The sequence below is a fragment of the Polynucleobacter sp. es-GGE-1 genome (assembly GCF_018882005.1).
Classification (GTDB): Bacteria; Pseudomonadota; Gammaproteobacteria; order Burkholderiales; family Burkholderiaceae; genus Polynucleobacter.
This window is the reverse complement of sequence record NZ_JACVPE010000011.1, coordinates 81965-106536: the sequence shown is the minus strand read 5'-3', so window position 1 is coordinate 106536 and position 24572 is coordinate 81965. Positions and strand designations below refer to the sequence as shown.

The following is a 24572-nucleotide window of genomic DNA, read 5'->3' as shown; positions in this document are numbered from 1 at the left end:
AAAAGATGATGTCAAGTTCAGGGTGTCATCTGCGCATTGAGCTTCACTTGGCTAGGATCATGAAGTTTATTTAATGCAGATAAATAGGCTTTAGCAGAAGCAGCGATGATGTCGGGATCAGTTCCCACACCATTCACAATTCGACCACCTTTTGCCAAACGCACTGTGACTTCACCCTGAGATTGAGTGCCCGAAGTAATAGCATTGACTGAGTAGAGTAATTGTTCAGCGCCACTCTTGGCCATTTCTTCAATAGCATTTAAGCTGGCATCTACCGGACCATTACCTTCGGCCTCCGCGCTTACCTCCTTATCACCCATGCGGAAGGTCACACGGGATTTAGGGCGCTCGCCAGTTACAGAATGTTGACTCAAGGAGAGGAAGTGGTAATGATCGCCCTCTTCAGCAGCTGCTGAATCTGACATGATTGCAATGATGTCCTCATCAAATATTTCTGCTTTTTGATCCGCCAAGGCTTTAAATCTTGCAAAAGCTTCGTTCACATCAGCCTCTGCTTCGACAGTGATGCCTAATTCATGCAAGCGTTGTTTAAATGCATTGCGGCCAGATAATTTACCCAACACAATTTTATTGGTTGACCAGCCCACATCTTCTGCGCGCATGATTTCATAGGTCTCGCGATTTTTCAAAATACCATCTTGATGAATACCAGAGGCATGGGCAAATGCATTAGCACCAACAACGGCTTTATTGGGCTGAACTACAAAGCCAGTAATTTGAGAAACCAATTTAGAGGCTGGCACAATTTGTGTCGCATCGATACCGCAAACCATATCAAAGTAATCTTTACGGGTACGTAAAGACATCACGATTTCTTCTAAAGCAGTATTGCCAGCTCGCTCACCCAAGCCGTTGATAGTGCACTCAATTTGACGCGCTCCACCGATCTTCACGCCAGCCAAAGAATTCGCAACAGCCATACCTAAGTCATTATGACAATGCACTGACCAAACAGCTTTATCAGAGTTAGGCACGCGGGTACGCAAGGTCTTAATGAACTCACCATACAACTCTGGGGTTGCATAACCAACAGTATCTGGAATATTGATCGTAGAGGCGCCCTCATTAATCACCGCTTCGACTACTCTACATAAGAAGTCCATCTCTGAGCGATAGCCATCTTCTGCTGAGAATTCAATATCAGCAGCCAAGTTCCTCGCAAAGCGAATGGAGCGTTTTGCTTGCTCCAATACTTCTTCTGGAGACATGCGCAACTTCACGGCCATGTGCAATGGACTAGTAGCCAAGAAAGCATGAATACGTTTCGCATTCGCAGCCTTTAAAGCATCTGAGGCGCGTGTGATGTCCTTATCATTTGCTCTTGCCAAGGAACATACAATCGAATCCTTAATGGCAGCGGCAACAGCAGAGATGGCTTGGAAGTCGCCCTCAGAGCTCGCGGCGAATCCTGCTTCAATCACATCCACCTTGAGACGCTCAAGCTGACGAGCAATACGAACCTTCTCGTCTTTAGTCATCGATGCGCCAGGGGATTGTTCGCCATCACGTAAGGTGGTGTCAAAAATGATTACTTTGTCGCTCATCACTACTCTCCGGTTTGGATTTAACTAATTTTTAAAAAATTCTGTATTGCGGTCTCAAAAACAAAAACCCCAGCAATTTGCTGGGGCTGGTATTGGTGGTTAATGAATTTTTTCTATCTCATCAACTCAGGCCTTACCCGCCCCAAGCTTAAGGCTTAGTGCTAGCAGTAAAAGGCTGGTTAAAGGTGAGAATTTCATCAACATGGAATTAATATACCCCAAAAATAGGGAATTAGCTAAAACGCTTGCCGCTAAGACGTTCCCAGGCCCAAATGACATATCCCGAGATGGAATACACCACAAATAAACCAAATAGGGTCAAAGGTGGGTTGGAAGAGATCAACACGAAGGTCAAGATCATCAGAACCATGACGCCAAAGGGTACGCGATAGCGCACATCTAAGGCCTTACCGCTATAGAAGCGGGCATTAGAGACCATCGTTAAGCCTGCATAAACCGCGATCAAAAAGGTAATCCAAGGAATTGCAGTGTCGCGTACCGGAATCTTGTTATCGTCAGCGAGCCAAATAAAGCCAGCAATCAGAGAACCGGCCGCAGGACTTGGTAAGCCTTGAAAAAATTTCTTATCAACTACTGCAGTGTTGACATTGAAACGGGCCAAACGCAAGGCAGCGCCTGCACAATAGGTAAACGCTGCTAACCAACCCCACTTACCTAAATCTTTCAGAGCCCACTCATATGCAACCAAGGCAGGCGCAACACCGAAGGACACCATATCTGCGAGGGAATCATATTGTTCACCGAATGCGCTTTGGGTATTGGTCATGCGTGCTACGCGACCATCCATGCCATCCAATACGAGGGAAGCAAAAATAGCGATCGCAGCAACCTGAAACTGATCGTTCATCGCATTCACAATTGCGAAGAAACCACTAAATAAAGCCGCCGTAGTGAAGGCATTCGGCAGTAAATAGATGCCCTTGCCGCGAGGGCGAGGCTTCTCGTGTAATTCCTCTACTTCATAATCAACCCCATCTTCTAAAGTATCAACCCACTCTTCTGGAGTGGAATCTGTACGTTTATTGGAGAGGCGACTGCGATCAATGCGACCACGACGGCGAAATGTACTCAAAGAATATCCTGGTAAAAGATGCGAATCAATCTAAGCCTGGCACACGTGCCAAAGCAGTGTTGGTTGCAAAGACTTTATCACCAACAGACACCAAAGGTTCTGCCGTTAAGGGTAAATACACGTCTACACGAGATCCAAAACGGATAAAGCCATAACGCTCACCTGCTTTTAAGCGACCGCCCACATGGATGTAGCAAAGAATACGGCGCGCAATGAGGCCAGCAACCTGAACCAATGTAATCGTTTGACCATTGGCATCAATCACAACTGCATTACGCTCATTCTCCGTAGAGGCCTTATCTAAATCTGCATTGACAAATTTGCCTGGGAAATATTGAATTTCTTTTACTGTGCCACTGACAGCGCTGCGGTTCGAGTGAACATTAAACACATTCATGAAGACACTGATTTTGAGGGCTTCGCGACCAGCATAAGGATCGTTTGCAGTTTCAACCACAACGATACGCCCATCAGCTGGAGATAAAACGAGATCGCGCCCTAAAGCAGGAATACGCTGCGGGTCACGAAAAAACTGCAGAACAAAAACAAAAATTATCCATAAAGGCCAGGACCATGCAACGCCACCAAAGTGGTGGACCAACAAAGTCACTATCCCCACTAGCGCCAAATAGGGCCAACCTTCTTTTGCAATAATGGGGTGTGGATACATCATCTTTATTCTGAGCCTTTTAGGTTAACGCTTTAAATGAAATGCTTAGCGCTTGATTAGTTTTTAGTTTGATCAACTAATTTGTTCTTTGCAATCCAAGGCATCATGGCACGCAGTTTTGCACCAACTACTTCGATCTCATGCTCTGCATTCAAACGACGACGTGAGATTAATGTTGGAGCACCCGCCTTGTTTTCAAGGATGAAGCTCTTTGCATATTCACCAGTCTGAATATCTTTCAAGCACTGACGCATGGCATTCTTCGTATCTTCAGTCACAACGCGTGGACCAGTAACGTATTCACCATACTCAGCATTGTTAGAGATAGAGTAGTTCATATTGGCGATGCCACCCTCGTAGATTAAGTCCACAATCAACTTGAGCTCATGCAAGCACTCAAAGTAGGCCATCTCAGGTGCATAGCCAGCTTCAACCAAGGTTTCATATCCTGCCTTGATCAACTCCACGGCGCCGCCACAGAGAACAGCTTGCTCACCAAACAAGTCGGTTTCTGTTTCTTCACGGAAATTAGTTTCAATGATGCCAGCACGACCACCACCGTTTGCAGTTGCATAGGACAAAGCAACATCGCGAGCAGAGCCAGATTTATCTTGATAAACAGCGATCAAATGGGGAACACCGCCGCCTTGTGAATAGGTGCCACGTACTGTATGACCCGGGGCTTTAGGAGCAATCATGATCACATCCAAGTCAGCGCGTGGCTGAACTTGACCGTAGTGCACGTTAAAGCCGTGTGCAAAAGCAAGAGCGGCACCCTGCTTAATATTGCCGTGCACCTCTTTGCTGTAAACATCAGCAATTTGCTCATCAGGCAACAACATCATTACTACATCGGCATCTTTTACAGCTTCGGCAACTTCTTTAACAGTCAAACCTGCGTTTGCAGCTTTGCTCCATGAGGCACCGTTCTTACGCAAACCAACAGTCACGTTCACACCAGAGTCTTTGAGATTCAATGCATGTGCGTGGCCCTGTGAACCGTAGCCAATGATGGTGACTTTTTTGCCCTTAATGAGGGACAAATCTGCGTCTTTATCGTAAAAAACTTTCATGCTCTTTCCTTGTATTGAAAATATCGTTATTAGATTAATAAATCAGTTAAAAAAAATTAAACCTTCAAGATGCGCTCACCGCGACCAATTCCGGATCCGCCAGAGCGAACTGTTTCCAAAATTGAAACACGATCGATCGAGTCAATAAATGCATCCAACTTAGCACTATCACCAGTGAGCTCAATGGTGTAGCTCTTATCGGTGACATCAATGATGCGTCCCCGGAAGATGTCAGTAGTGCGCTTAAGCTCTTCGCGCTCTTTACCAACTGCGCGAACTTTAATCATCATAAGTTCACGCTCAATATGAGGGCCTTCGCTTAAATCAAACACCTTCACTACCTCAACCAAACGGTTTAAGTGTTTGGTGATTTGCTCAATGACATCATCAGAACCAAAGGTCACAATCGTCATGCGTGAAAGCGATGGATCTTCTGTTGGCGCAACACTTAAGGAGTCAATGTTGTAACCACGCGCAGAAAACAAACCTACAACCCGTGACAATGCACCCGGCTCATTCTCAATCAAGATAGAAATAATGTGGCGCATTAGAGTTCCTCACTACCCAAGAGCATTTCAGTAATACCCTTGCCCGCCTGAACCATTGGCCAAACGTTTTCTTCTGGGTCAGTCTGGAAATCCATAAACACAGTGCGATCCTTTAAACGAATGGCTTCTTTTAGCGCGCCCTCAACATCAGATTTCTTCTCAATCCGCATACCAATGTGACCATAAGCCTCAGCCAATTTCACAAAGTCAGGCAAAGAATCCATATATGAGCTCGAATAGCGCTTGTTATAGGTAAGCTCTTGCCACTGACGCACCATACCTAAATAACGATTGTTCAAGGACACTATCTTCACTGGCGTGTTGTATTGCTTGCAGGTTGAAAGCTCCTGAATACACATCTGAATGGAACCCTCGCCAGTAATGGCAAAGACATCCTTCTCAGGAAATGCCTTCTTGATGCCCATGGCATAAGGCAAGCCTACACCCATAGTGCCTAATCCACCTGAGTTAATCCAACGACGTGGCTGATCAAACTTATAAAACTGAGCGGCCCACATTTGATGCTGACCAACGTCAGAGGTAATGAACGCATCCCCACCAGTGAGCTCCCAAAGTTTTTGAACTACATACTGAGGTTTCACAATTTGTGAGGCTTCGTCGTACTTCAAGCAGTCTTTTTTGCGCCATTCGTTAATTTGATCCCACCAAGCAGCAACTTTGTCGCCGTTCTTGCGTGGACCAGAAACTTTTAATTGCGCAGTCATCTCTACTAATACTTCTTTGAGATTGCCAACAATCGGCACATCCACTTTTACGCGCTTAGAAATGACTGAAGGATCGATATCGATGTGAATAATTTTGCGTGGGTGACTAGCAAAGTGTTGCGTGTTACCAATCACGCGGTCATCAAATCGCGCACCAATCGCAATCAACACATCGCTGTGTTGCATCGCCATATTGGCTTCGTAAGTTCCATGCATACCGAGCATGCCAACAAATTGTGGGCTAGTACCAGGAAAGCCACCAAGGCCCATCAAGGTATTGGTTACGGGGTAGCCTAATAAGTCAGCAAACTCTTTCAGTTCAGGGGCTGCGTCAGCCAAAATGATGCCGCCACCGGTATAGATGTAAGGGCGCTCGGCTTCTTGCAAGAGTGCAATTGCTTTGCGGATTTGTCCGCTATGCCCTTTCACCACAGGATTGTAAGAACGCATCTCCAAAGTTTCTGGATAGGTAAAGGGGCCTTTGGCTGCTGATACATCCTTAGGAATATCGATCAAGACAGGTCCTGGGCGACCCGTTTGTGCAATGTGAAATGCCTTCTTTAATACGAGCGGCAAATCTTTTACATCCTTCACGAGGAAGTTATGTTTAACGATTGGACGAGTAATGCCAACCGTATCCGCCTCTTGGAAAGCGTCTTCACCAATGGCGTAAGTTGGCACGTTACCGCTGATGATGACCATCGGGATCGAATCAGTGTACGCAGTTGCGATACCTGTCACCGCATTCGTCACACCTGGACCGGAAGTGACTAAGGCAACACCAACCTTACCGGTTGCGCGAGCATAGCCATCGGCTGCATGAATAGCTGCTTGTTCATGACGAACCAAGATGTGCTCAAACTTATCTTGTTTAAAAATTTCATCGTAGATGAAGAGAACGGAACCGCCTGGGTACCCCCAAACATATTCAACGCCCTCTTTGTGCAGTGCTTGCACGAGCATTTCAGCACCAATCATTTCTGGAGGCGCTACTACGGGATTTGTATTGATTGAGTCTTTATTAGCTTTCGTAGCTAAAAATTCGGCGCTGCTTGTATTCATTTTCTTTCGTCCTTTGCAATTTTCGGCAAAAAATTGTTTAGTCTGTTCTGTCTCCTGCTTATGGCCTGAGTTCGAACGGCGCTGCTACCGGAATAACCACTTCTTGAATGAGAATCTAGATAGTAAGCCCTATATTCTATAGCAATCCCCTAAAATGGATCAATTCTTACCGATTCAGGTGTAATCGATTGCATGGCATCAGCCCAAGAACTATCTGACTTTCTGAGTAGCATCGAGCAGCGCGCCTTCAAGCAAGCGGTATATGCCGTGCGTGATGACGATGCCGCTTTAGATATTGTTCAGGATGCCATGATCAAGCTAGCTGAAAAATATGGTGATAGACCTGCTGCAGAACTACCGCTGGTTTTCACTAGAATCTTGCAAAATCGGATTCATGACTGGTTTCGACGCCAAAAGGTTCGCAATACCTGGGTCACCCTGTTTTCCAATATGGGCAAAAAAACAGATGAAAACGATGATTTTGACCCTTTAGAGTCCCTTTCTGCTCCTGATGACAGCGAAATTCACCAAGATGGGGCTCAAAAACTAGAACAGAGTCAGCTTTTACAGGCTTTGGAGTCAGAAATTGCTAAATTACCTGTACGTCAACGAGAAGCCTTCCTGATGCGTTATTGGGATGAGCTAAGTATTACTGAAACTGCCAAAGCGATGAGTTGTAGCGAAGGCAGCGTCAAAACGCATTGTTCTAGAGCAACACAAACTTTAGCTAAAGCATTGAAATTAAAAGGAATTACCCTGTGAAACACCTTGACGAAGCCCTAAACCAGACCCAAGCCGACCAATTTGGCCGGGCCAGTGCTGCCCTTTTAACCCAAGGGGCTCAAAGCCTGCCTACTGGCATTAAAGATCGTCTTCATGCAGCTCGCATGAAAGCCTTGTCTATGCGCAAGGCTGAAAAGGTTCGTGTTCAAAAACCGGTATTCGCTGGTATTACTGGCAACTTCTCATCCAGCTCCAATGGCATGTGGGATACCGTGAGTTGGGTTGCCCCTATGCTGGTCCTCATCTTTGGTCTGATCGGCATTGCCCAATGGCAGAACGATTCCCGGATTACTGATATTGCTGAAGTAGATGCGGCACTGCTGACGGATGATGTTCCACCAGACGCTTACGCTGATAGTGGCTTTTTAGCTTTCCTCAAGAATGGACCATTGTCCGATTCTGAAGACAGTGCATCTCAATTATCTTCAAGTAAATAACTCGTCGCTCATTAGTTACGCTCGATGCGTCATCCATTGAAGTCAATTACTGGCAACGCCTTGGTGGTTCTTGCAGCCTTCGGTCTGCTTCTAAACTCATCTATAACCTTTGCCCAAACCTCTAGCGGCGCACCTCATGGCAAAACGACAGCTATACAAGCTAAAAAGCCTGATGGCACATGGGATGGATTAAATCCCACCCAGCAAAAAATCCTAGCGCCACTCGAAAGCGACTGGGATTACATGCTTCCTGATAGCCGCAAGAAATGGATTTATGTTTCTAACATTTATCCCAAAATGAGCGCGCAGGACCAAGAGCGACTCCAGTCTCGAATGACTAGCTGGTCAAACTTATCGCAAAAGGATCGGCGTATAGCACGTGAAAACTATTTGGCCAGCCTGAAGTTTCCAGCTGAGAAAAAAGCAGAGGCATGGAGTGCCTATCAAAAGCTGAGTGACGAACAGAAGAAAAAATTGGCTGAAATGGAGACCAAGAAAAAACCGAAGCTCATTAATGCTCCTACACTTCAGCAATACACCATCAAGCAAGACACCACCCCTCCTCCTCCAGCGGCAAAGCCCAGAGCAGCTATTCCCACTGAAGAGAGTCCTGCGCCTGCTGCCACAGATCCCCAATAAGCGATTACGGCAGTATGACACCTGCAGAATTAAATGTTTTACCCTCGCCTCATTTTTGGCGGCGCGTTTCTTGTTGCCTCTATGAGCAACTCGTATTGCTGGGTGTAATTGCACTGACCTTTCTATTACCTAACTTGGGTCTAGGAATCATGTTTGGCGTTTCCTTGCCAAGTTGGCTGACATTTCTCTACCTGTATGCCGTTCTTGGAATCTATTTTATTTGGTATTGGACTAAGACTGGTCAAACTCTGGCGATGCAAACCTGGCGTATCCAGATGATCGGTAACGGCGGCTTTGCTTTGACGAAGCGCCAAGCATTATGGCGCTACATTTATGGCTCGCTCTGGCTTATTCCTTGTGTCGTATTGCAATGGATGTTTCATCTAGAGAAATGGCAAATTATTGAAATGCTGTTTACCGTCGCTCTTTTTATATGGCCACTCAGCATTTATCTTGATCGCCGTGAACCTAGTCTGCGCCAAAGCTTTCCGGATCGGCTTGCAGGCTCAAAACTAGTAGAGCTCCCAAAGAACTTGGTAACTCTGACCTAAAGACTACTAGGCTTCTCGCAGACACTCGATCGCAGTAGCGCCTTGAATACGATTCTGAAAGCGATAGCCCGCAGCCATAGAGGCTATTACGCCAAAGGCCACGCCCATCAGTATCGCTTGAGCAAATGCATTAAATTCAATTTCCATAACAAAGCGTCCTAGTGCCCAAGCAGCCAGTCCCGAGGCAATGCCAGCTAAAAGACCAGCAGTAAAACCAATCACCAGTAATTCAATTCTGGCGATCTGTGTCAGCACTGCACGTGATGCGCCCATGGCCTTCAGTAATGCGGCATTTCGATAGCGCTCATCTTGCGTTGCTGCAATCGCGGCAATCAAAACCAAAATAGCGGCAACGATGGTGAAAGCAAATAATAAACCTAGGGCAGCAGATAATTTATTGAGCACATCTTGTATCTGCCTCAATGAAGCTGATACATCCACCAGAGTCAAATTCGGATAAGCCTGACTCAATTGAAAATCAAGCGTCTCTTTATTGGGATTTTGATAATACGAAGTAATCCAAGATTGTGGCAAAGCACTGAGTTGAGAAGGCGGCATGATCACAAAGAAGTTCACTCGCATTGATCCCCAATCGAGTTTACGCAACGAGGTAATGGGGGCGCTGATCTTTTCACCAGCTACTTCGAAGGTCATTTGGTCACCTAGCTTTAGCTTGAGTGTCCTTGCAATGCCGGTCTCTATCGATACTTGTGGACTATCTCCTGAAATCCATTTGCCAGAGACGATTCGATTACCTAGAGGCAATTGCTCCGTATACGAAAGATTAAATTCACGATCAATCAAGCGCTTGGCATTTTCTTCCGAATAATCTGCCGAAGAAATATCTCGGCCATTGAGCTCAACTAAGCGCCCTCTCACCATCGGAGAAAAATCCGGTTTAGATACTCCGCCCGCTTCAAGTGTCTGAGTAATGCCTACCTTTTGATCACCCTGAATATTGATCATAAATCGGTTTGGCGCATCAACTGGGATATTGCCTTGCCAAGCATTTAATAAATCCTGCCGCAACAAGAGAATCATGAGAATGGCCATCATAGCGATACCCAAGGCGGTAATCTGCATCACTGCAAATCCCGCTCTACGTCCCATAGCTGTGATCGTGAATCGCAGTGCGAAGTTTTGCGGGTTGATTTTGGATAAAAGCCAAAGAACTCCGCGAGCAGCAGCAGAGAAAATCACAATTGCTCCCGCAAAACTCAGTCCAACCCAAAGTGCCAACTTCCAATCTCGTGCAGCAACCCAAATTAAAAAAGCGCAGGTGGTAATCGCTAATAAAGCGACCCAAGCGGTAGCTAGCGTGGCTAGCTCAAACTCTTTTCGGATCAATCGCATGGGCGAGACATTCGCTAGACCCAGCAATGGCGGCCCCGCAAACCCAAATAATAGAACCCAAGTAAATAGGATGCTCCATAAAATGGGTCCGATTGAAATCGACGACAAATTACCCAAAAGCAAATTACCCAATAAACCGGTAAGTACTTCTTGCACAAGATAACCGAGCGTAGAGCCCACAATTGCCGCAACCACACCCAGCGTTAGCAGAGTTTTGATTTGTTTTTTAAGGATGGTAGCCCTAGTTGCACCAAAGCACTTTAAAGCGGCACAAGCATCTGCCTGACCGACCATATAACGCCTTGCTGATAATCCAATGGCGACAGCTGCAATCATGGCGGTTAGTAAAGCAATTAAAGATAAAAATTGCTCGGCTTTCTCTAGAGTTTTGCGCATGGTAGGTTGCGCGTTTTCTAAAGTCTCAATTCTCAGACCGCGAAAATTTTGTGTTTCAATATATCGGTTAGCCCACTGTTGGTAAGCAGCGATTTGATTATCGGACCCAGCTAACAACAATCGATAAGTCACTCGACTACCTAGACTAATTAAACCGGTTGACTTAAGGTCATCCAAACTCATCATCACGCGTGGCGCAAAATTCATAAACGCTGCACCGCGATCCAATTCTCGCGTTAACACTCCGGAAATCAGAAACTGACGATCACCTAAGCGCAGTAAATCACCCACTTTGGTATGTAGATTCGTTAATAACGCTGGCTCTACAAAAACAGTGCCACTTACTGGACTTAAAGGCGGAGCTTGAGAATTGACTTGCTCCACTTGCAAGGAACCACGCAATGGGTATTCTGGACTGACTGCTTTGAGAGAGGCTAACTTACTATGCTCACCGGCAGTTGCCATGCTTGGGAATACTACTGTCTGAGCAATGCGTAGTTGCCGACTTTGCGCCTCTTCTATCAATTGCGCCGGCAAAGGTTGATCAGCAGCAATGAGCAAGTCAGAGGCTAAGAGCTGGCGTGCATCAAATTCAAATGCGCGATGCATCCGATCTGCTAGAAAACTAACGCTGGTTAAAGCACTCACAGAAATAATGAGCGCTACTAATAACCACTTCAGCTCTTTTGAGCGAAGGTCTTGTCGAATGCCCCGTAAGAAGCTAGTCAAAAAATAAATCAAACTGCCTGAATCTGGCCGCCATCAATCCGCATGACAGTGCCAGTAATAAAGGAAGCATTTTCGCTAGCTAAAAACGCTGCGGCGTCTCCGTACTCTTTTGGATCACCATAACGACCCATCGGAATTTGGCGCAAACTCGCTTTGACAACTTCTTCATAAGCAATACCTTCACGTTTTGCTCTAGCCTCATCTAATTGACGCAGACGATCTGTTGCAACTCGTCCAGGCATGATGACATTGACGGTGATGCCCTCTTTGGCTACTTCAGCGGCCAAGGTTTTAGACCATGCCAATAAGGCAGCTCTTAAGGTGTTTGAGATTGCGAGGTTTTTAATGGGGGCAATTGCCCCAGAGGTAGTACTCGTGATAATGCGACCCCATTTACGCTCACGCATGCCAGGCAAAACACGATCAGTAATAGCAATTAATGACAGCACCATATCGTTAAAACTCTTTTGCCACAGTGCTGGGTCTTGTCCAGCAGCGGGCGTAGGTGGAGGTCCGCCAGTGTTATTAATTAAGATATCAATCGGGCCAAGTTCCTTCTCAACCCTAGTGACCAAGCTATCAATCACAGAAGAGTCTGACAAGTCCCAATGGAGTGCTAGAGGAATGCCGCCAGCTGCCTCAATCAGCTCAACAGACTTTTGCAATCCCTCCGGACTGCGGCCTGTCACAGCAACCTTCACACCTTCGCGCGCAAGTGAAACTGCCATCGCTTGACCCAGTCCGCGGCTTGAAGCCATGACTAAAGCAACCTTACCTTTGATCCCTAAATCCATACTGTCCCCACCTATTTTGTTCTATAAAGTTCTATTTAATGCGTTAATTCAAATCTTAGTCTAAAGTCAGTTTTTGTTTTGCAACTACTTCTTTGTATACGGTGTATTCCGCCTTCATTTCTTTGGCAAAAGCTTCCGGCCCGTTAACGTTAATGATAGAGCCAGTATCCTCAATACGCTTTTTAACTGCTGGATCGGCAGTGGCCACTTTAAGGGCAGCGTAATACTTATCCACCACATCCTTCGAAATGCCTGCCGGACCCAACAATCCGTAATATGCCATGCGGTTTACTGGCGCCAAACCTACTTCAGAGAACGTTGGCACATGAGGTAATTGCGCCAAGCGCTTTGGAGCAGCAATCACAATTGGCACCAGCTTGCCATCCTTAATGAAAGGCAAAGAGGATGGTAAGTTATCAAAAATCATGGAGACTTGACCACCCACGGTGTCTGCTAATGCGGGACCTGCCCCACGATAAGGGATGTGAACAATAAACACGCCAGTTAAGCTTTTAAATAACTCTGTTTGCAAATGACCAATACCACCCGTACCAGAACTCGAATAAGAATACTTACCAGGGTTTGCTTTTAAGACCTCCATAAAAGTCTTGAAGTCTTTAGCAGGAAAAGCTGGATTCACAGCAATGATGTTCGGTGTCGCTGCAATGTTACTAATTGCTGTGAAATCGGTAATGGGGTCGTAACCAATTCTGGAATTAATCGCTGGATTAGCTGCAGTAGTAGATACCGTTGCCATGCCGATGGTATAACCATCCTTGGGTGCGCGCATGACTTCAAGCGCGCCTACAGATCCTCCGCCACCGGCTTTGTTCTCGACAATCACCGGCTGACCTAATTGACGACCCAGCGCATCACCGACTGCACGCGCAATGATGTCGGTACTGCCACCTGGAGCGAAAGGAACTATCAGGCGTATTGGCTTATTAGGGAAAGTTTGTGCTTGAGCACCTGAAAATAAGCACAAGCTAAAAAATAAAGCTGCAAAGACGTTTTGCAGTATGACTCTCAACGGGATGAATTTCATTAACTTACTGTCCTATCGGTTTCGGTAGCTTGCCAGCATATTGATAGAGCTGTTCTTCGTACTGTTTGAAAATTTCAGCAAGGGCTTGTTGCTGACCCAATACAAGCGCTTCAGGAGTATTGTCTTTGAGAGGAATGCGCTTGGTGTAGCGATTTGCACCAATCAAGGGATTGGTTTTACTGCCATTGATTACAGTCAAAAAGAATTCCACGCTAACTACTGCTTCAGGTCTTACACGATAGTCGCCATAAAACTCGTTCACACTCGTTTGTAATGTGTAGTACGGGAAAAAACTATTGCCCTGTCCTACTGCTGCAGCAAAAATATTGGCATTGTTAAGCCATTGACGTTCAGCATTACCAATCATCTCCGATGGAATGGTTGAGTAAATATTGTAAAAATCTTTCTCATAGCGCTGATCACCCAAACGATAAACCAAAGACTTGCCATCATATGGAGCAGCAACAGAGACTGCCCCTACTTTTAGCCAAAAATCTGTTCTAGCCTGACGTGGTACACCAGTTCTCTCGGGCGAAACCATCCAGCTAGTGGGAGTGACAGGAGCCCTACTTGGTAAAGAACAAGCAGTTAGGCTAAGGGCAACAGCAATCAGAAAAATGCGCTTCATCATTTTTGAACCCCAGACTGGCCTTGAGTCCCATTCATGGGTAAGGAAATTTTTGCGGGAGGCTCGCCCCATATCAAGCTTGACGGTGATTGACTGGCAATGCGAGAAAACTCATTTAGCTGTTCACTAGTCTGCTTCAGATTCTCAATAGTCAATTGCGTATCACCCTGCATGCTGGTAACTGTTTGGCGTAAGGCAACCATGGTTCCCACTAACTCACGCATGAGGATATTAAGCTCATCCTTATCGGTCACCTTAGCAATCCGCTCAAGGATCACGTTCATATCTTTCACAGAGCGGACTAATCCTTGATTATCTTTACCGTCACCCGCCATTAATGTATTGAGATTACCTAACAGAGCGTCAAATTTTTGTTGTGTACCATCAATATTGATCTGGTTCATGGCATCAATCAGCTTTTGAATACCACCAATGATTTGATCTGCCTGGTTAGGCAAAGACGGAATTACAGGATACTCTGGCTTCCATTTGTAAGGCAAAGGCGGGAATGTGTCTACGTTTGGCGTGAAATTAAATTCAATGTAGTTCACACCAGTAATGCCTTGCGACTTTACCTGGGCACGTAAACTGTTTTTGACAAACTCCTTAATCAGATCCTCGTTGACCATTTCACCAAAGATCTGCATGCGGACGACGACATATTGCAGGCGATCATGAAAAGGCACTTCCTTTTCATAAAGATCTCCAGATAAACCAATAAAAGTAACCTGGCCGATCTTAACCCCTCTAAATCTCACTGGAGCTCCAGTATCCAGACCTGTTACCGACTGTTTAATATAAGTCTCAATGGTGAAAGACTTTTTGAAAATTTGGCCTGAACCAAAAATCAAAATCACGGTGAGGAGCACGCCGATGGCGCCAAGCACAAAAACGCCTAAGCGGAAATAATTAGGATTGGAGTTATTACTCATGCTGCGTCCTTAGTCGTAATGCGATTAAAGAATTGATGCACGCGAGGATCGGTGCTGGTATCACGTAATACTTTAGGGTCACCCTCGGCAATGATGCCTTTCGCGGCTTTATCCAGCATGATCACCTTATCTGCAATGGCATAAATACTAGCCAATTCATGCGATACGATAACAAAGGTAATGCCAAGGTTTTTAGATAGATCCATAATAGTTTGATCTAAGTCCGCCGAAGTAATTGGATCGAGACCGGCTGAGGGCTCATCCAAAAAAAGTATCTTAGGATCGAGCGCCATGGCTCGCGCGATCGCTGCTCGCTTTTGCATACCGCCACTAATCTCGCTAGGCATGTAAGTCTCATAGGGCAGCAATCCAACCAAATCTAATTTACACCGCGCCAAAAGATTCATTTGGTCTTGCGTTAATTGGGTATATTCCTGCATGAATAATGTGACGTTATCAAGCAGGTTCATCGAACCAAATAAAGCGCCTTGTTGATACATCACCCCAAAGCTCGTCATGATTTTTTGGCGATCAGCACCCTGCGCTGCAGTGATATTTTGCCCTTCAATCAACACGTCACCTGACAAGGGCTGATATAAACCAAAGAGATTCTTAAGAAGACTAGATTTGCCGCAGCCGGAGCCACCCAAAATCACAAAAATCTCGCCGTTATTCACCGTGAAGTTGAGATCTTTCATTAATACGTTAGAGCCATAGCCAACGGTCAGGTTTTGGACATCGATAGCATAAGAGCTCTTTGAAGTGGTCACTGGTGCGTTCATCAGAAACCTGTCTTATACGAGATAAAAGCAAAAATACCGTCAACCAAGACGATCATCACGATACTACTCACTACCGCGCGCGTGGCTGAGATACCTACTGCTGCTGCACCAGTGCCTGTTTGCATGCCCCGCAGACATCCCATCGCAGAGACCACCACACCAAATAAAGTAGCCTTAATTAGTCCTGAAAGAATATCTTCTACATCAATGGCACTCAACATGCCATTATAAAAATTAATAAAGGGGATGCCATATATCAACATCGTTAACATCGACGCAAAGATGCTCACGATATCGGCAAAGAGTGTCAATATCGGCGCAACTAAAATACCAGCGAGTACTCTTGGAACTACCAAGAAACGAATTGGACTGAGTCCACCCGATACCAAAGCATCGACTTCGCTATTGACTGTCATCGTGCCAATCTCAGCAGCAAATGCTGCAGAGGATCGACCTGCTAACAAGATTGCGGTGATTAAAGGACCCATTTCACGGACGACTCCCAATGCCGCCAAGGGACCCACAAAAGAGGTAGCGCCAAACTGTTCCATGCCAATCGCAGCCTGAAATGAAAGGATGACGCCAATCAGGAAGGCCACCAGCCCCACAATAGGTAGCGCAGCAACACCCGCCTCAACAGCAGTATTTACAAAATCGCCCCAGCGCACTTGCTTGATATGACGTATGGACCAAACCAAATCAGCAGCAAGGTGACCAGTAAAAGTGATGAGCCCACGTGCATCATCAATAATATTTTGTGCAGCGATACCAGTACTAACAATGAAACTTCGTTTTGGCTTAACTACTGGCACTGGAAATAAATGAGAGATCGGATCAAACTCATTGAGCAGGGGTTGGTAACGAGAGTCTAATCCGACTAAATCAAACTGTGCACCGGCTTTTTGTTGCGCCTCTTCAATTCCAATCAAAAAAGCAATGCCCGCACCATCTAAGGAGATGACTTGTGATGCATCAAAGGTCAATGTTGCCGTTTTGATATTGGCTGGGGAGATTTGCGCTAACCAAGCGTTTTGCGCCAAGCGCATCTGAGTCCACACGCCACCTAAACTATAGGCATTGACTATGCCACTAAGCGCAATCTTGGCACGGGAAGAATCAATTTGTGACCAGACTGCCACTGGAGTGCTGGATGCTATAGAAACAGTGGATATAGTGTCAGAAACATTCATTTAGAGACTATAAGGTATCTAGAGGAAAGCTTTGTGAATTGCGCCAAAATGAAAAAGGGCCCAGTTTTTTAACTAGGCCCCTATATGAGGTGGTGCGGCTGGCAGGAATTGAACCCACGACCCCTTGGTTCGTAGCCAAGTACTCTATCCAGCTGAGCTACAGCCGCAACAGCCATAATTATGCCATGGAAGAGAAGAACTACATTACCCCAGCCGGTCATGAGCGGATCAAAGCCGAGCTATTGCAGCTCTTAAACCTTGATAGGCCGGAGGTTGTTAAGGTGGTCCACTGGGCAGCAAGTAACGGCGACCGCTCAGAAAACGGGGACTATATCTATGGAAAAAAGCGACTACGGGAGATCGATCGGCGGATTCGTTTCTTAAACAAACGGCTTGAATTTGCCGTGGTGGTCGACAATTCTGCTCGAAAATCCGGTGATGCGGATGCCGAACAGATTTTCTTTGGAGCAAGCGTGACCTACTCATCTCTGGAGGGTAAAGATGCCGGCAAAGAAACTACGATCACCATCGTTGGTGTTGATGAAGTTGATTTAGAGAAAAATCATGTCAGTTGGGTTTCGCCGATAGCTAAGGCTCTAATTAAAGCCAGGCTTGGTGACTGTGTCTCGATTCAAACACCTAATGGTCATGCTGAAATAGAAATCCTAGACGTGCAGTATCTCTAGGTGAACTTTTTAAAGTGCGCGAGTACGGGTAACGCGCATGACATCAGGATTAGCCCGTAAACTGCGCATGACTTTAGATAAGTGCAGTCGATCATAAACTTGGATCGTAAAGCGAATGGTGACCGAGTCTTCCTTGAAGCGATCATCCATAGATACATTCATGATGTTGGAATCTGCAGAAGTCACGCTACTAGCCACCCGGGCCAATACCCCCTTACCTTGACGCGTATCAATTGCTAAGTCAACCTCAAACTCCCGATTGAGTTCTTTACTCCACTCAACTTCCACCCACTTATCACCGTCTTTAGATAGCATCCGTAAGGCAATAGGACAGTCATTAATATGCACTTGTAAACCTTCGCCTTTGCCAAGGTAACCAATAATATTGTCGCCAGGAATAGGATGGCAGCAGGATTGAAAACTAATCGAGTTACCTTCGCGACCATCGACTAAGATTGCTTGAAGCTGATGATGGTGTGTTTCTTGATGGGGAGCTACCCAATCTACCGCGCCAAGACGTATCTGTTCGCCGCCACCCTCGTCATCCACTAAAATTTTGAGACGAATCGCCAGCTCTTGGGGTGAGCGACGACCCAAAGCAATATTGACGCAGGCTTCCTCACGTGTTTTATCACCCGTCCAATGCATGAGCTTCTCCCAAACCTCAGGACTCAGCAATCCAGCATCTACTCCTTGTTGACGCAAACTATTTGCAAGCAATCTTTCGCCCAACTGGAGAGATTCTGAATAGTGCTTGGTTTTGAGTGAATGGCGAATCGAAGCACGCGCTTTACCGGTACGAACAAATGCCAACCAACCGGGATTAGGTTGAGAATTGGCTGAGGTCACCACCTCAATGATGTCGCCATTCTTAAGTTCGCTTCGTAGTGGTAATTGCAAGCCATTGATTTTGACTGCTACACAAGTATTGCCTAAATCGCTATGAATAGAGTAAGCAAAGTCTAAGGCAGTTGCACCCCGCGGGAGCGCACGAATTTGCCCTTTTGGTGTGAATACATAAACTGCATCGGGGAATAAATCAATCTTGACGTGTTCTAAGAATTCTTGAGAGTCGCCGCTACTATCCTGAATATCAATCAAGGACTGTAACCATTGGTGAGCGCGATTTTGTACCTCGCTCATATCGGGAGAGCCGTCTTTATAAGCCCAGTGAGCCGCGACACCTGCTTCTGCTACAGCATGCATATCGGTTGTACGTATCTGAAACTCTACTGGTACACCAGATGGGCCGAGTAAAGTGGTATGCAAAGATTGATAGCCATTCAATTTTGGAATCGCAATGTAATCCTTGAATTTGCCAGGCATGGGCTTATATAGCGAATGTAGGATTCCGAGCGCACGATAACACTCATCAATACTGCTCACAGTGACACGGAATGCATAGACATCTAAAACTTGGGAGAAGCTCACCTGCTTACTACGCATCTTGTTATAGATACTATATAAAGTCTTCTCACGGCCTCGAAGATCAACGTCTAAGTTTGCTTTTGCAAAAGCCATACGAGAAGTCTGCAAAATCTTTTCAACCATTTCTTTACGGTTACCTCGGGCACGTTTAACAGCACCCTCAATGACACGAAAGCGCATCGGCATGGAATAACGAAAGCTAAGATCTTGCAAATCTCGATAGATAATATTTAAACCAAGACGGTGAGCAATCGGCGCATAAATCTCAATGGTCTCAGCGGCTACCCTACGGCGCTTTTCCATCGGTACAGCGTCTAGGGTGCGCATATTGTGAGTGCGGTCGGCCAACTTCACCAAAATTACACGGACATCGCGCGCCATCGCCATGAACATTTTACGGAAACTCTCCGCTTGCGCTTCTGCATGACTCTGAAACTCGAGCTTATCGAGTTTGGTAAGACCTTCAACCAGCTCTGCAACTTTGGTGCCAAACTTCTCTACCAGATCTGCTTTAGTACTACCTGTATCTTCAATCACATCATGCAAGAGCGCAGCCATGATCGAGGGCGCATCTAAACGCCATGTAGCACAAAGCTCTGCTACCGCTACTGGATGAGTAATATATGGCTCCCCACTATGACGGTATTGACCTAAGTGAGCCGCATCAGAAAACTGAAAGGCTTTTTTAACTTGCGAGATTTCTTCAGGCTTGAGATAACTCAACTTAGAGAGCAGACCCTCAATCGATACAACTTGATGCTTTAGAGGAAGACTCGGTGCCGAAGTAGGCCCGAATAAATGGCGGCTAGATTGCGCCAATAAACTCGCTATAACGGACTTCTTACCGTTATGATTGCTGGCAATAATGGGTGTATCTGATGGGGTACTTAAAAGATCTACAGGAAGATCAGTTTGCACTACCCCTAAGGAGACCTCATTGGGCGAGACCCCTCCTACTAATTCCGATGTCTTGGTCGTTCCTAAAGGGAGCTCCACACCGGAACTCCTTTATTACAAAGGAACTTTGGTCAACATGTCACGGTCAGTTACACCAGCGGCTACTTCACGCAAAGCAACAACCGTAGCTTTATCTCTGGACTCAACACGTGGGGAGTGACCTTGAACTAATTGACGTGCGCGATAGGTCGCAGCCAATACCAGTTCAAAACGATTAGGAATGGTTTTAAGGCAATCTTCTACAGTAATACGGGCCATGCTGAACTCACTTAATTTAGCTTCAATACCTATAGGATAACTGATTAGACCCCAAGGCGCCTTAAAAGAGCTGGATTTCGGGCCATACTGGGTCCAGAACGAAGGCGACTGGAGGCCAAAATATGCTTTAGGTCCATCAGGGCCTGGTCAAAAGAATCATTCACCACAATGTAATCTGCCTCGTGGGCATGCATCAGCTCTATATGCGCTGCTGCTAAACGTCTCTGAATCGTCGCTTCATCATCTTGCCCTCTTTTGCGTAAACGCTCTTCTAAAGCTTCTATCGAGGGAGGGAAAATAAAGATCCACTGTACAGAGGGAATCAGTTTTCGAATCTGTTGCGCCCCCTGCCAATCAATCTCCAGCATGACATCGCTACCAGCTTGCATTTGAGATTCAATCCAAGGTTTTGAAGTTCCATAAAAATGGCCATGCACTTCTGCCCATTCTAAAAAGTGACCTTGATCTCTTTCAGCAATGAACTCTTCTTTAGTAGCAAATCGATAATCTTTACCGTCGACTTCACCAGACCTTGGTGCGCGGGTTGTAGTGGATAAAGAAAGCTTGAGACCTGCATCTTCTTTTAGTAGGGCATTCACTAAAGATGACTTGCCTGCGCCAGAGGGCGCAACAATCATGAGCATGCTGCCTTGATAAGAAGGGGTCAAAATAGAATTAGTCATCAATCAATGGAGTGGATTACGAATTATTCACTATTCTAGGTTTTGCACTTGCTCGCGCATTTGCTCAATCAACAGTTTGAGCTCTAAAGCAGCTTGGGTGCATTCCTCCGAAACAGACTTAGAGCTTAAGGTATTGGCCTCACGATTAAGTTCTTGCATCAGAAAATCCAAACGCTTACCAACCGGACCTTTACCAGCCAGAGCAGTATCAACTGCTTGCAGATGAGTCTTGAGTCTTGCAAACTCTTCAGCAATATCAATTCGCACCGCATAGAGAACGACCTCTTGTCGAATACGCTCCATGAGCTCAGTACCAGACTTAGCTTGTTCTTGGGCAGCTAATGCTTCAGATAGGCGTTCGGTTAGCTTTTCTTGATACTGAGAAACGTATTCTGGAACCTTGGGTTCGATTACCTTCACAATCTCGCGCATCTTGTTAGTGATATTGGTTAGCACACCAACCAGCGCTTTACCTTCAGAGTTGCGACTTTCTATCAACGCATCCAAAGCGGCGCGCCCCGCTTCCACCGTTGCGGCAATCCAACCTTCCTCTTCGCCTCGAGGCTCTGAAACAATGCCTGGCCAACGCAGAACTTCGGCAATACTAAGCTCTTGGGCTTTCGGAAATGCTTCCTGGGCTTTTTCTTGGAGGGTGTAGAGTGCATCCAGGCGATCTTGCTGAAGCGCCCCTAGCGCATGAGGATTACTCTTAGCCGCACCAGCAGCGCCGCTATTGACTCGCCATGCTGCCCGAAACTCTACCTTGCCCCGAGAAAGACTATGGGTCGCCATTTCTCGTAAGGCAGGTTCAGCTCCTCGGCACTCATCCGGAAGACGAAAGCCTAAATCCAGAAAGCGGCTGTTTACAGCCCGACATTCCACCTGCAGATCAGCCACAACGCCAGCCCCTAAGGAGACTTGGCGAGAAGCGCTGCCATAACCAGTCATGCTCGATATCATATGGACATTGTAGATTCTTTATAGCCACTTTAGGACAAACCCATGAGCAGCCCAAATTCAGCCAATATCTCTCGTCCCAGCGGTCGTAAGCCCAAAGACTTGCGCCCTGTCACGATCTCTAGAAGCTTTACCAAGCATGCTGAAGGTTCTGTGCTGATTGCCTTTGGTGATACCAAGGTTTTGTGTACTGCCAGCATTCTCGATAAAGTGCCGCCCCACAAACGTGGCTCAGGTGAAGGCTGGGTCACTGCGGAGTACGGCATGCTGCCTCGATCCACTCATACTCGCAGCGATCGTGAAGCAGCCCGCGGCAAACAATCGGGTCGTACTCAAGAAATCCAGCGTCTCATTGGTCGCGCTATGCGCAGCATCTTTAATTTAGAAATCTTGGGTGAACGTACCATCCATTTAGATTGCGATGTTTTGCAAGCCGATGGTGGTACTCGTACCGCTTCTATCACTGGCGCTTATGTAGCTGCGCGTGATGCGGTCAATCAATTACTCAAAAGTGGTGCGCTCACTCAAGATCCCATCATCGATAGCGTAGCCGCAATTTCCGTTGGCATCTATCAAGGCGTTCCCGTTTTGGATTTAGATTACCCAGAGGATTCTTCTTGCGATACCGATATGAATGTGGTCATGACCGGTAAAGGCGGCATGATTGAGGTACAAGGTACTGCAGAGGGCGCAGCATTCTCTAGAAGTGAGCTGACTGCCCTATTAGATTTAGCGGAGCACGGCATTCAAGAGCTGACTCAATTACAGATTGATGCATTGAAATGAATAGAGAATAAACAAGCATGATCCAAAAGCTGGTTCTCGCGTCCAATAACGCTGGCAAGGTACGGGAGTTTCAGGCACTTCTTGCACCCTTAAATTTCCAAGTCATTCCCCAAGGCGAATTGGGTATCCCCTCTGCAGAAGAACCTCATCACACTTTTATAGAGAATGCGCTTGCTAAAGCACGTCATGCTAGCGCAGCTAGCGGTCTGCCGGCATTGGCTGATGACTCTGGCATTTGCGCACATGTATTAAATGGTCAACCTGGCGTTTTATCAGCGCGTTTCGCTGGAGAGCCAGCGAATGATGCTGCTAATAATCAAAAGTTAATTCAGGAATTAAAGGGGCAAATCAATCGCGGCGCACATTATGTTTGCGCTTTAGTATTTGTCAACAGCGCTGATGATCCAGAACCCATGATCGTACAAACGCGGTGGTATGGAACATTAATTGATGATCCAAAAGGTACTAATGGCTTTGGCTATGATCCGTATTTCTTTCTGCCAGAATTAGGCCTTACAGCCGCAGAGTTGAAACCCGAGAAGAAGAATGCCATTAGCCATCGTGGTCAAGCCCTGCGTGAGCTGATTATTCAATTGCAGACTCGATCTAGCCGTGCCTAAGTTGCAAGCCAATGCTGTTTCGCTAACAGCACTTCCTCCTTTATCCCTCTATATCCACTTCCCTTGGTGTGAAAAGAAGTGTCCTTATTGTGATTTCAACTCCCATCAGATTAAAGAAGGGACCAGCAATAAGTCTGGCTTTGATGAGCAGCGCTACATCAAAGCATTGATTGCCGATCTAGAAACTGAGCTTCCCAATATATGGGGTCGACAAGTGCACAGTATTTTTATTGGTGGTGGTACACCCAGCCTCTTATCACCCGAAAGTATGGATGAATTACTCTCTGCCATTCGTGCTCGCATCAATTTAGATGCAGATGCTGAGATCACGATGGAGGCCAATCCTGGATCAATTGAGGCTAATAAGTTTGCCGCTTTTGCGAAGTGTGGCATCAACCGAGTATCTATAGGTATACAAAGTTTTCAAGATGAGCAACTAAAGGCTTTGGGACGTATTCACAATGGCGAAGAAGCTAAACGGGCTATTCAGATTGCTTTAGATAACTTCAAATCGGTCAACCTAGACCTGATGTATGGCTTACCCAATCAAAGTCTCGAGGCTGCAAAAGCTGACGTTGAAACTGCCTTGTCCTTCAAGACACCTCATTTGTCTTTTTACAATCTCACACTAGAGCCTAATACTTACTTCGCCAGCTTTCCGCCAAAACTACCTAGTGATGATGAAATTGATGCCATCTTTGAACAGAATCTCGATCTACTAGCTAAGGCTGGCTACAAGCGCTACGAAGTTTCTGCTTATGCCAAGAAGGCTCAAGAATGCAAACACAATCTTAATTATTGGCGCTTTGGTGACTACATTGGCATTGGTGCTGGCGCTCATGGAAAAATTTCTTTCCCAGATAAAGTTACCCGTCAAGTAAGAGAGCGTCATCCAGATACCTATATGTCTGCTATGGAAGGCAAAGGCAATGCCTTGATTGAATCCAAGGAGATTGAGGCTAAAGATCTACCTTTTGAATTTATGCTCAACACCCTGCGCTTGACCGATGGTGTTGACACCAATACCTTTAGTGAGCGCACTGGTCTGCCTTTAAGCGTCATTAGCAAAGGCTTAGCCGAAGCAAGCAAAAAAGGCTTGTTGGATGAGAACCCCAGCAAGCTCAAAGCCACAGCATTAGGCTTGCGCTACTTAAATAATCTGCAAGAGGTATTTTTAGATTGAGCTGATTTGCTCATCTGAC

At 46.1% G+C, this 24572-nt stretch carries 25 protein-coding genes and 1 tRNA gene; 8 read left to right on the top strand and 18 right to left on the bottom strand.

The window, feature by feature from the left end:
* Window positions 1-17 precede the first annotated feature (17 nt).
* From ICN35_RS10550 to ICN35_RS10525, 6 genes are all read right to left on the bottom strand, one after another.
* Complete coding sequence (locus ICN35_RS10550) at window positions 18-1565, bottom strand: 2-isopropylmalate synthase (RefSeq protein WP_216127450.1); 1548 nt, start codon at window positions 1563-1565, stop codon at window positions 18-20.
* 232 nt (window positions 1566-1797) lie between these two features.
* Window positions 1798-2658: a CDP-diacylglycerol--serine O-phosphatidyltransferase gene (gene pssA, locus ICN35_RS10545; protein ID WP_215296950.1), complete on the bottom strand. Its 861-nt coding sequence runs from the start codon at window positions 2656-2658 to the stop codon at window positions 1798-1800.
* 25 nt (window positions 2659-2683) lie between these two features.
* Window positions 2684-3331, bottom strand: coding sequence for a phosphatidylserine decarboxylase (locus ICN35_RS10540; protein ID WP_216127449.1), 648 nt, complete (start codon window positions 3329-3331; stop codon window positions 2684-2686).
* 53 nt (window positions 3332-3384) lie between these two features.
* Entirely contained in the window at window positions 3385-4401 is a 1017-nt protein-coding gene (gene ilvC / locus ICN35_RS10535) for a ketol-acid reductoisomerase (RefSeq protein WP_216127447.1), read from the bottom strand.
* A gap of 56 nt (window positions 4402-4457) precedes the next feature.
* Window positions 4458-4949, bottom strand: a complete 492-nt coding sequence (gene ilvN / locus ICN35_RS10530) for an acetolactate synthase small subunit (RefSeq protein ID WP_215296945.1) — start codon at window positions 4947-4949, stop codon at window positions 4458-4460.
* On the bottom strand, window positions 4949-6736 hold the full coding sequence (locus ICN35_RS10525; protein WP_216127445.1) for an acetolactate synthase 3 catalytic subunit: 1788 nt from the start codon (window positions 6734-6736) through the stop codon (window positions 4949-4951). Before ICN35_RS10525 ends, ilvN begins: the two co-directional genes overlap by 1 nt.
* Before the next feature lie 192 nt (window positions 6737-6928).
* On the opposite strand from ICN35_RS10525, the gene ICN35_RS10520 reads away from it, so the two are divergent.
* The 4 genes from ICN35_RS10520 to ICN35_RS10505 are packed head-to-tail and all read left to right on the top strand — an operon-like array spanning window position 6929 to window position 9146.
* Complete coding sequence (locus ICN35_RS10520; RefSeq protein ID WP_215296941.1) at window positions 6929-7498, top strand: RNA polymerase sigma factor; 570 nt, start codon at window positions 6929-6931, stop codon at window positions 7496-7498.
* Complete coding sequence (locus ICN35_RS10515) at window positions 7495-7956, top strand: DUF3619 family protein (RefSeq protein ID WP_216127443.1); 462 nt, start codon at window positions 7495-7497, stop codon at window positions 7954-7956. Before ICN35_RS10520 ends, ICN35_RS10515 begins: the two co-directional genes overlap by 4 nt.
* Window positions 7957-7980: 24 nt before the next feature.
* Entirely contained in the window at window positions 7981-8595 is a 615-nt protein-coding gene (locus ICN35_RS10510) for a DUF3106 domain-containing protein (protein ID WP_216127441.1), read from the top strand.
* A 14-nt stretch (window positions 8596-8609) separates the two neighbouring features.
* Window positions 8610-9146, top strand: coding sequence for an RDD family protein (locus tag ICN35_RS10505; RefSeq protein WP_216127438.1), 537 nt, complete (start codon window positions 8610-8612; stop codon window positions 9144-9146).
* Window positions 9147-9152: 6 nt separating this feature from the next.
* Here the strand turns inward: ICN35_RS10505 and ICN35_RS10500 are convergent, their stop codons facing one another.
* The 8 genes from ICN35_RS10500 to ICN35_RS10465 all read right to left on the bottom strand — a co-directional run bounded on the left by ICN35_RS10500 (window position 9153) and on the right by ICN35_RS10465 (window position 17162).
* The gene (locus ICN35_RS10500; protein ID WP_255535808.1) at window positions 9153-11624 is read right to left on the bottom strand and encodes an ABC transporter permease; all 2472 of its coding nucleotides are present in this window, start codon (window positions 11622-11624) and stop codon (window positions 9153-9155) included.
* A gap of 8 nt (window positions 11625-11632) precedes the next feature.
* Window positions 11633-12418, bottom strand: a complete 786-nt coding sequence (locus ICN35_RS10495; protein ID WP_216127432.1) for an SDR family oxidoreductase — start codon at window positions 12416-12418, stop codon at window positions 11633-11635.
* Window positions 12419-12473: 55 nt separating this feature from the next.
* Window positions 12474-13463 carry a tripartite tricarboxylate transporter substrate binding protein BugE gene (locus tag ICN35_RS10490; RefSeq protein WP_255535807.1) on the bottom strand — a complete coding sequence of 330 codons (990 nt, stop codon included), beginning with the start codon at window positions 13461-13463 and terminating at the stop codon, window positions 12474-12476.
* Window positions 13464-13467: 4 nt separating this feature from the next.
* Window positions 13468-14094 (bottom strand): membrane integrity-associated transporter subunit PqiC, encoded by a 627-nt coding sequence (locus ICN35_RS10485; RefSeq protein ID WP_216127430.1) that lies wholly within the window; start codon window positions 14092-14094, stop codon window positions 13468-13470.
* Complete coding sequence (locus tag ICN35_RS10480) at window positions 14091-15023, bottom strand: MlaD family protein (protein ID WP_216127428.1); 933 nt, start codon at window positions 15021-15023, stop codon at window positions 14091-14093. Before ICN35_RS10480 ends, ICN35_RS10485 begins: the two co-directional genes overlap by 4 nt.
* The gene (locus ICN35_RS10475; protein WP_216127427.1) at window positions 15020-15805 is read right to left on the bottom strand and encodes an ABC transporter ATP-binding protein; all 786 of its coding nucleotides are present in this window, start codon (window positions 15803-15805) and stop codon (window positions 15020-15022) included. Before ICN35_RS10475 ends, ICN35_RS10480 begins: the two co-directional genes overlap by 4 nt.
* Window positions 15805-16995: an ABC transporter permease gene (locus ICN35_RS10470; RefSeq protein WP_216127426.1), complete on the bottom strand. Its 1191-nt coding sequence runs from the start codon at window positions 16993-16995 to the stop codon at window positions 15805-15807. Before ICN35_RS10470 ends, ICN35_RS10475 begins: the two co-directional genes overlap by 1 nt.
* A 90-nt stretch (window positions 16996-17085) precedes the next feature.
* Window positions 17086-17162, bottom strand: a tRNA-Arg gene (locus ICN35_RS10465).
* A gap of 18 nt (window positions 17163-17180) precedes the next feature.
* Here ICN35_RS10465 and greB point away from each other — a divergent pair.
* Window positions 17181-17681, top strand: a complete 501-nt coding sequence (gene greB, locus ICN35_RS10460; RefSeq protein WP_216127424.1) for a transcription elongation factor GreB — start codon at window positions 17181-17183, stop codon at window positions 17679-17681.
* A 9-nt stretch (window positions 17682-17690) separates the two neighbouring features.
* On the opposite strand, the gene ICN35_RS10455 is transcribed toward greB, so the two are convergent.
* From ICN35_RS10455 to ICN35_RS10440, 4 genes are all read right to left on the bottom strand, one after another.
* On the bottom strand, window positions 17691-19976 hold the full coding sequence (locus ICN35_RS10455) for a bifunctional (p)ppGpp synthetase/guanosine-3',5'-bis(diphosphate) 3'-pyrophosphohydrolase (RefSeq protein WP_370625685.1): 2286 nt from the start codon (window positions 19974-19976) through the stop codon (window positions 17691-17693).
* Between the two features lie 144 nt (window positions 19977-20120).
* Window positions 20121-20324, bottom strand: coding sequence for a DNA-directed RNA polymerase subunit omega (rpoZ, locus tag ICN35_RS10450; protein WP_011902918.1), 204 nt, complete (start codon window positions 20322-20324; stop codon window positions 20121-20123).
* Window positions 20325-20368: 44 nt separating this feature from the next.
* Window positions 20369-21007: a guanylate kinase gene (gene gmk / locus ICN35_RS10445; RefSeq protein ID WP_216127420.1), complete on the bottom strand. Its 639-nt coding sequence runs from the start codon at window positions 21005-21007 to the stop codon at window positions 20369-20371.
* A gap of 30 nt (window positions 21008-21037) precedes the next feature.
* Window positions 21038-21967, bottom strand: coding sequence for a YicC/YloC family endoribonuclease (locus ICN35_RS10440; protein WP_216127419.1), 930 nt, complete (start codon window positions 21965-21967; stop codon window positions 21038-21040).
* A 42-nt stretch (window positions 21968-22009) separates the two neighbouring features.
* Here ICN35_RS10440 and rph point away from each other — a divergent pair, with 42 nt between their 5' ends.
* From rph to hemW, 3 genes are read left to right on the top strand one after another with little or no spacing between them, the layout of a single operon-like run.
* Window positions 22010-22750, top strand: coding sequence for a ribonuclease PH (gene rph, locus ICN35_RS10435; protein ID WP_216127417.1), 741 nt, complete (start codon window positions 22010-22012; stop codon window positions 22748-22750).
* A 20-nt stretch (window positions 22751-22770) separates the two neighbouring features.
* Entirely contained in the window at window positions 22771-23370 is a 600-nt protein-coding gene (gene rdgB / locus ICN35_RS10430; RefSeq protein WP_216127499.1) for an RdgB/HAM1 family non-canonical purine NTP pyrophosphatase, read from the top strand.
* On the top strand, window positions 23363-24553 hold the full coding sequence (hemW, locus tag ICN35_RS10425; RefSeq protein WP_216127416.1) for a radical SAM family heme chaperone HemW: 1191 nt from the start codon (window positions 23363-23365) through the stop codon (window positions 24551-24553). The genes rdgB and hemW overlap by 8 nt, the downstream gene beginning before the upstream one ends.
* The last annotated feature ends 19 nt before the right edge of the window (window positions 24554-24572 follow it).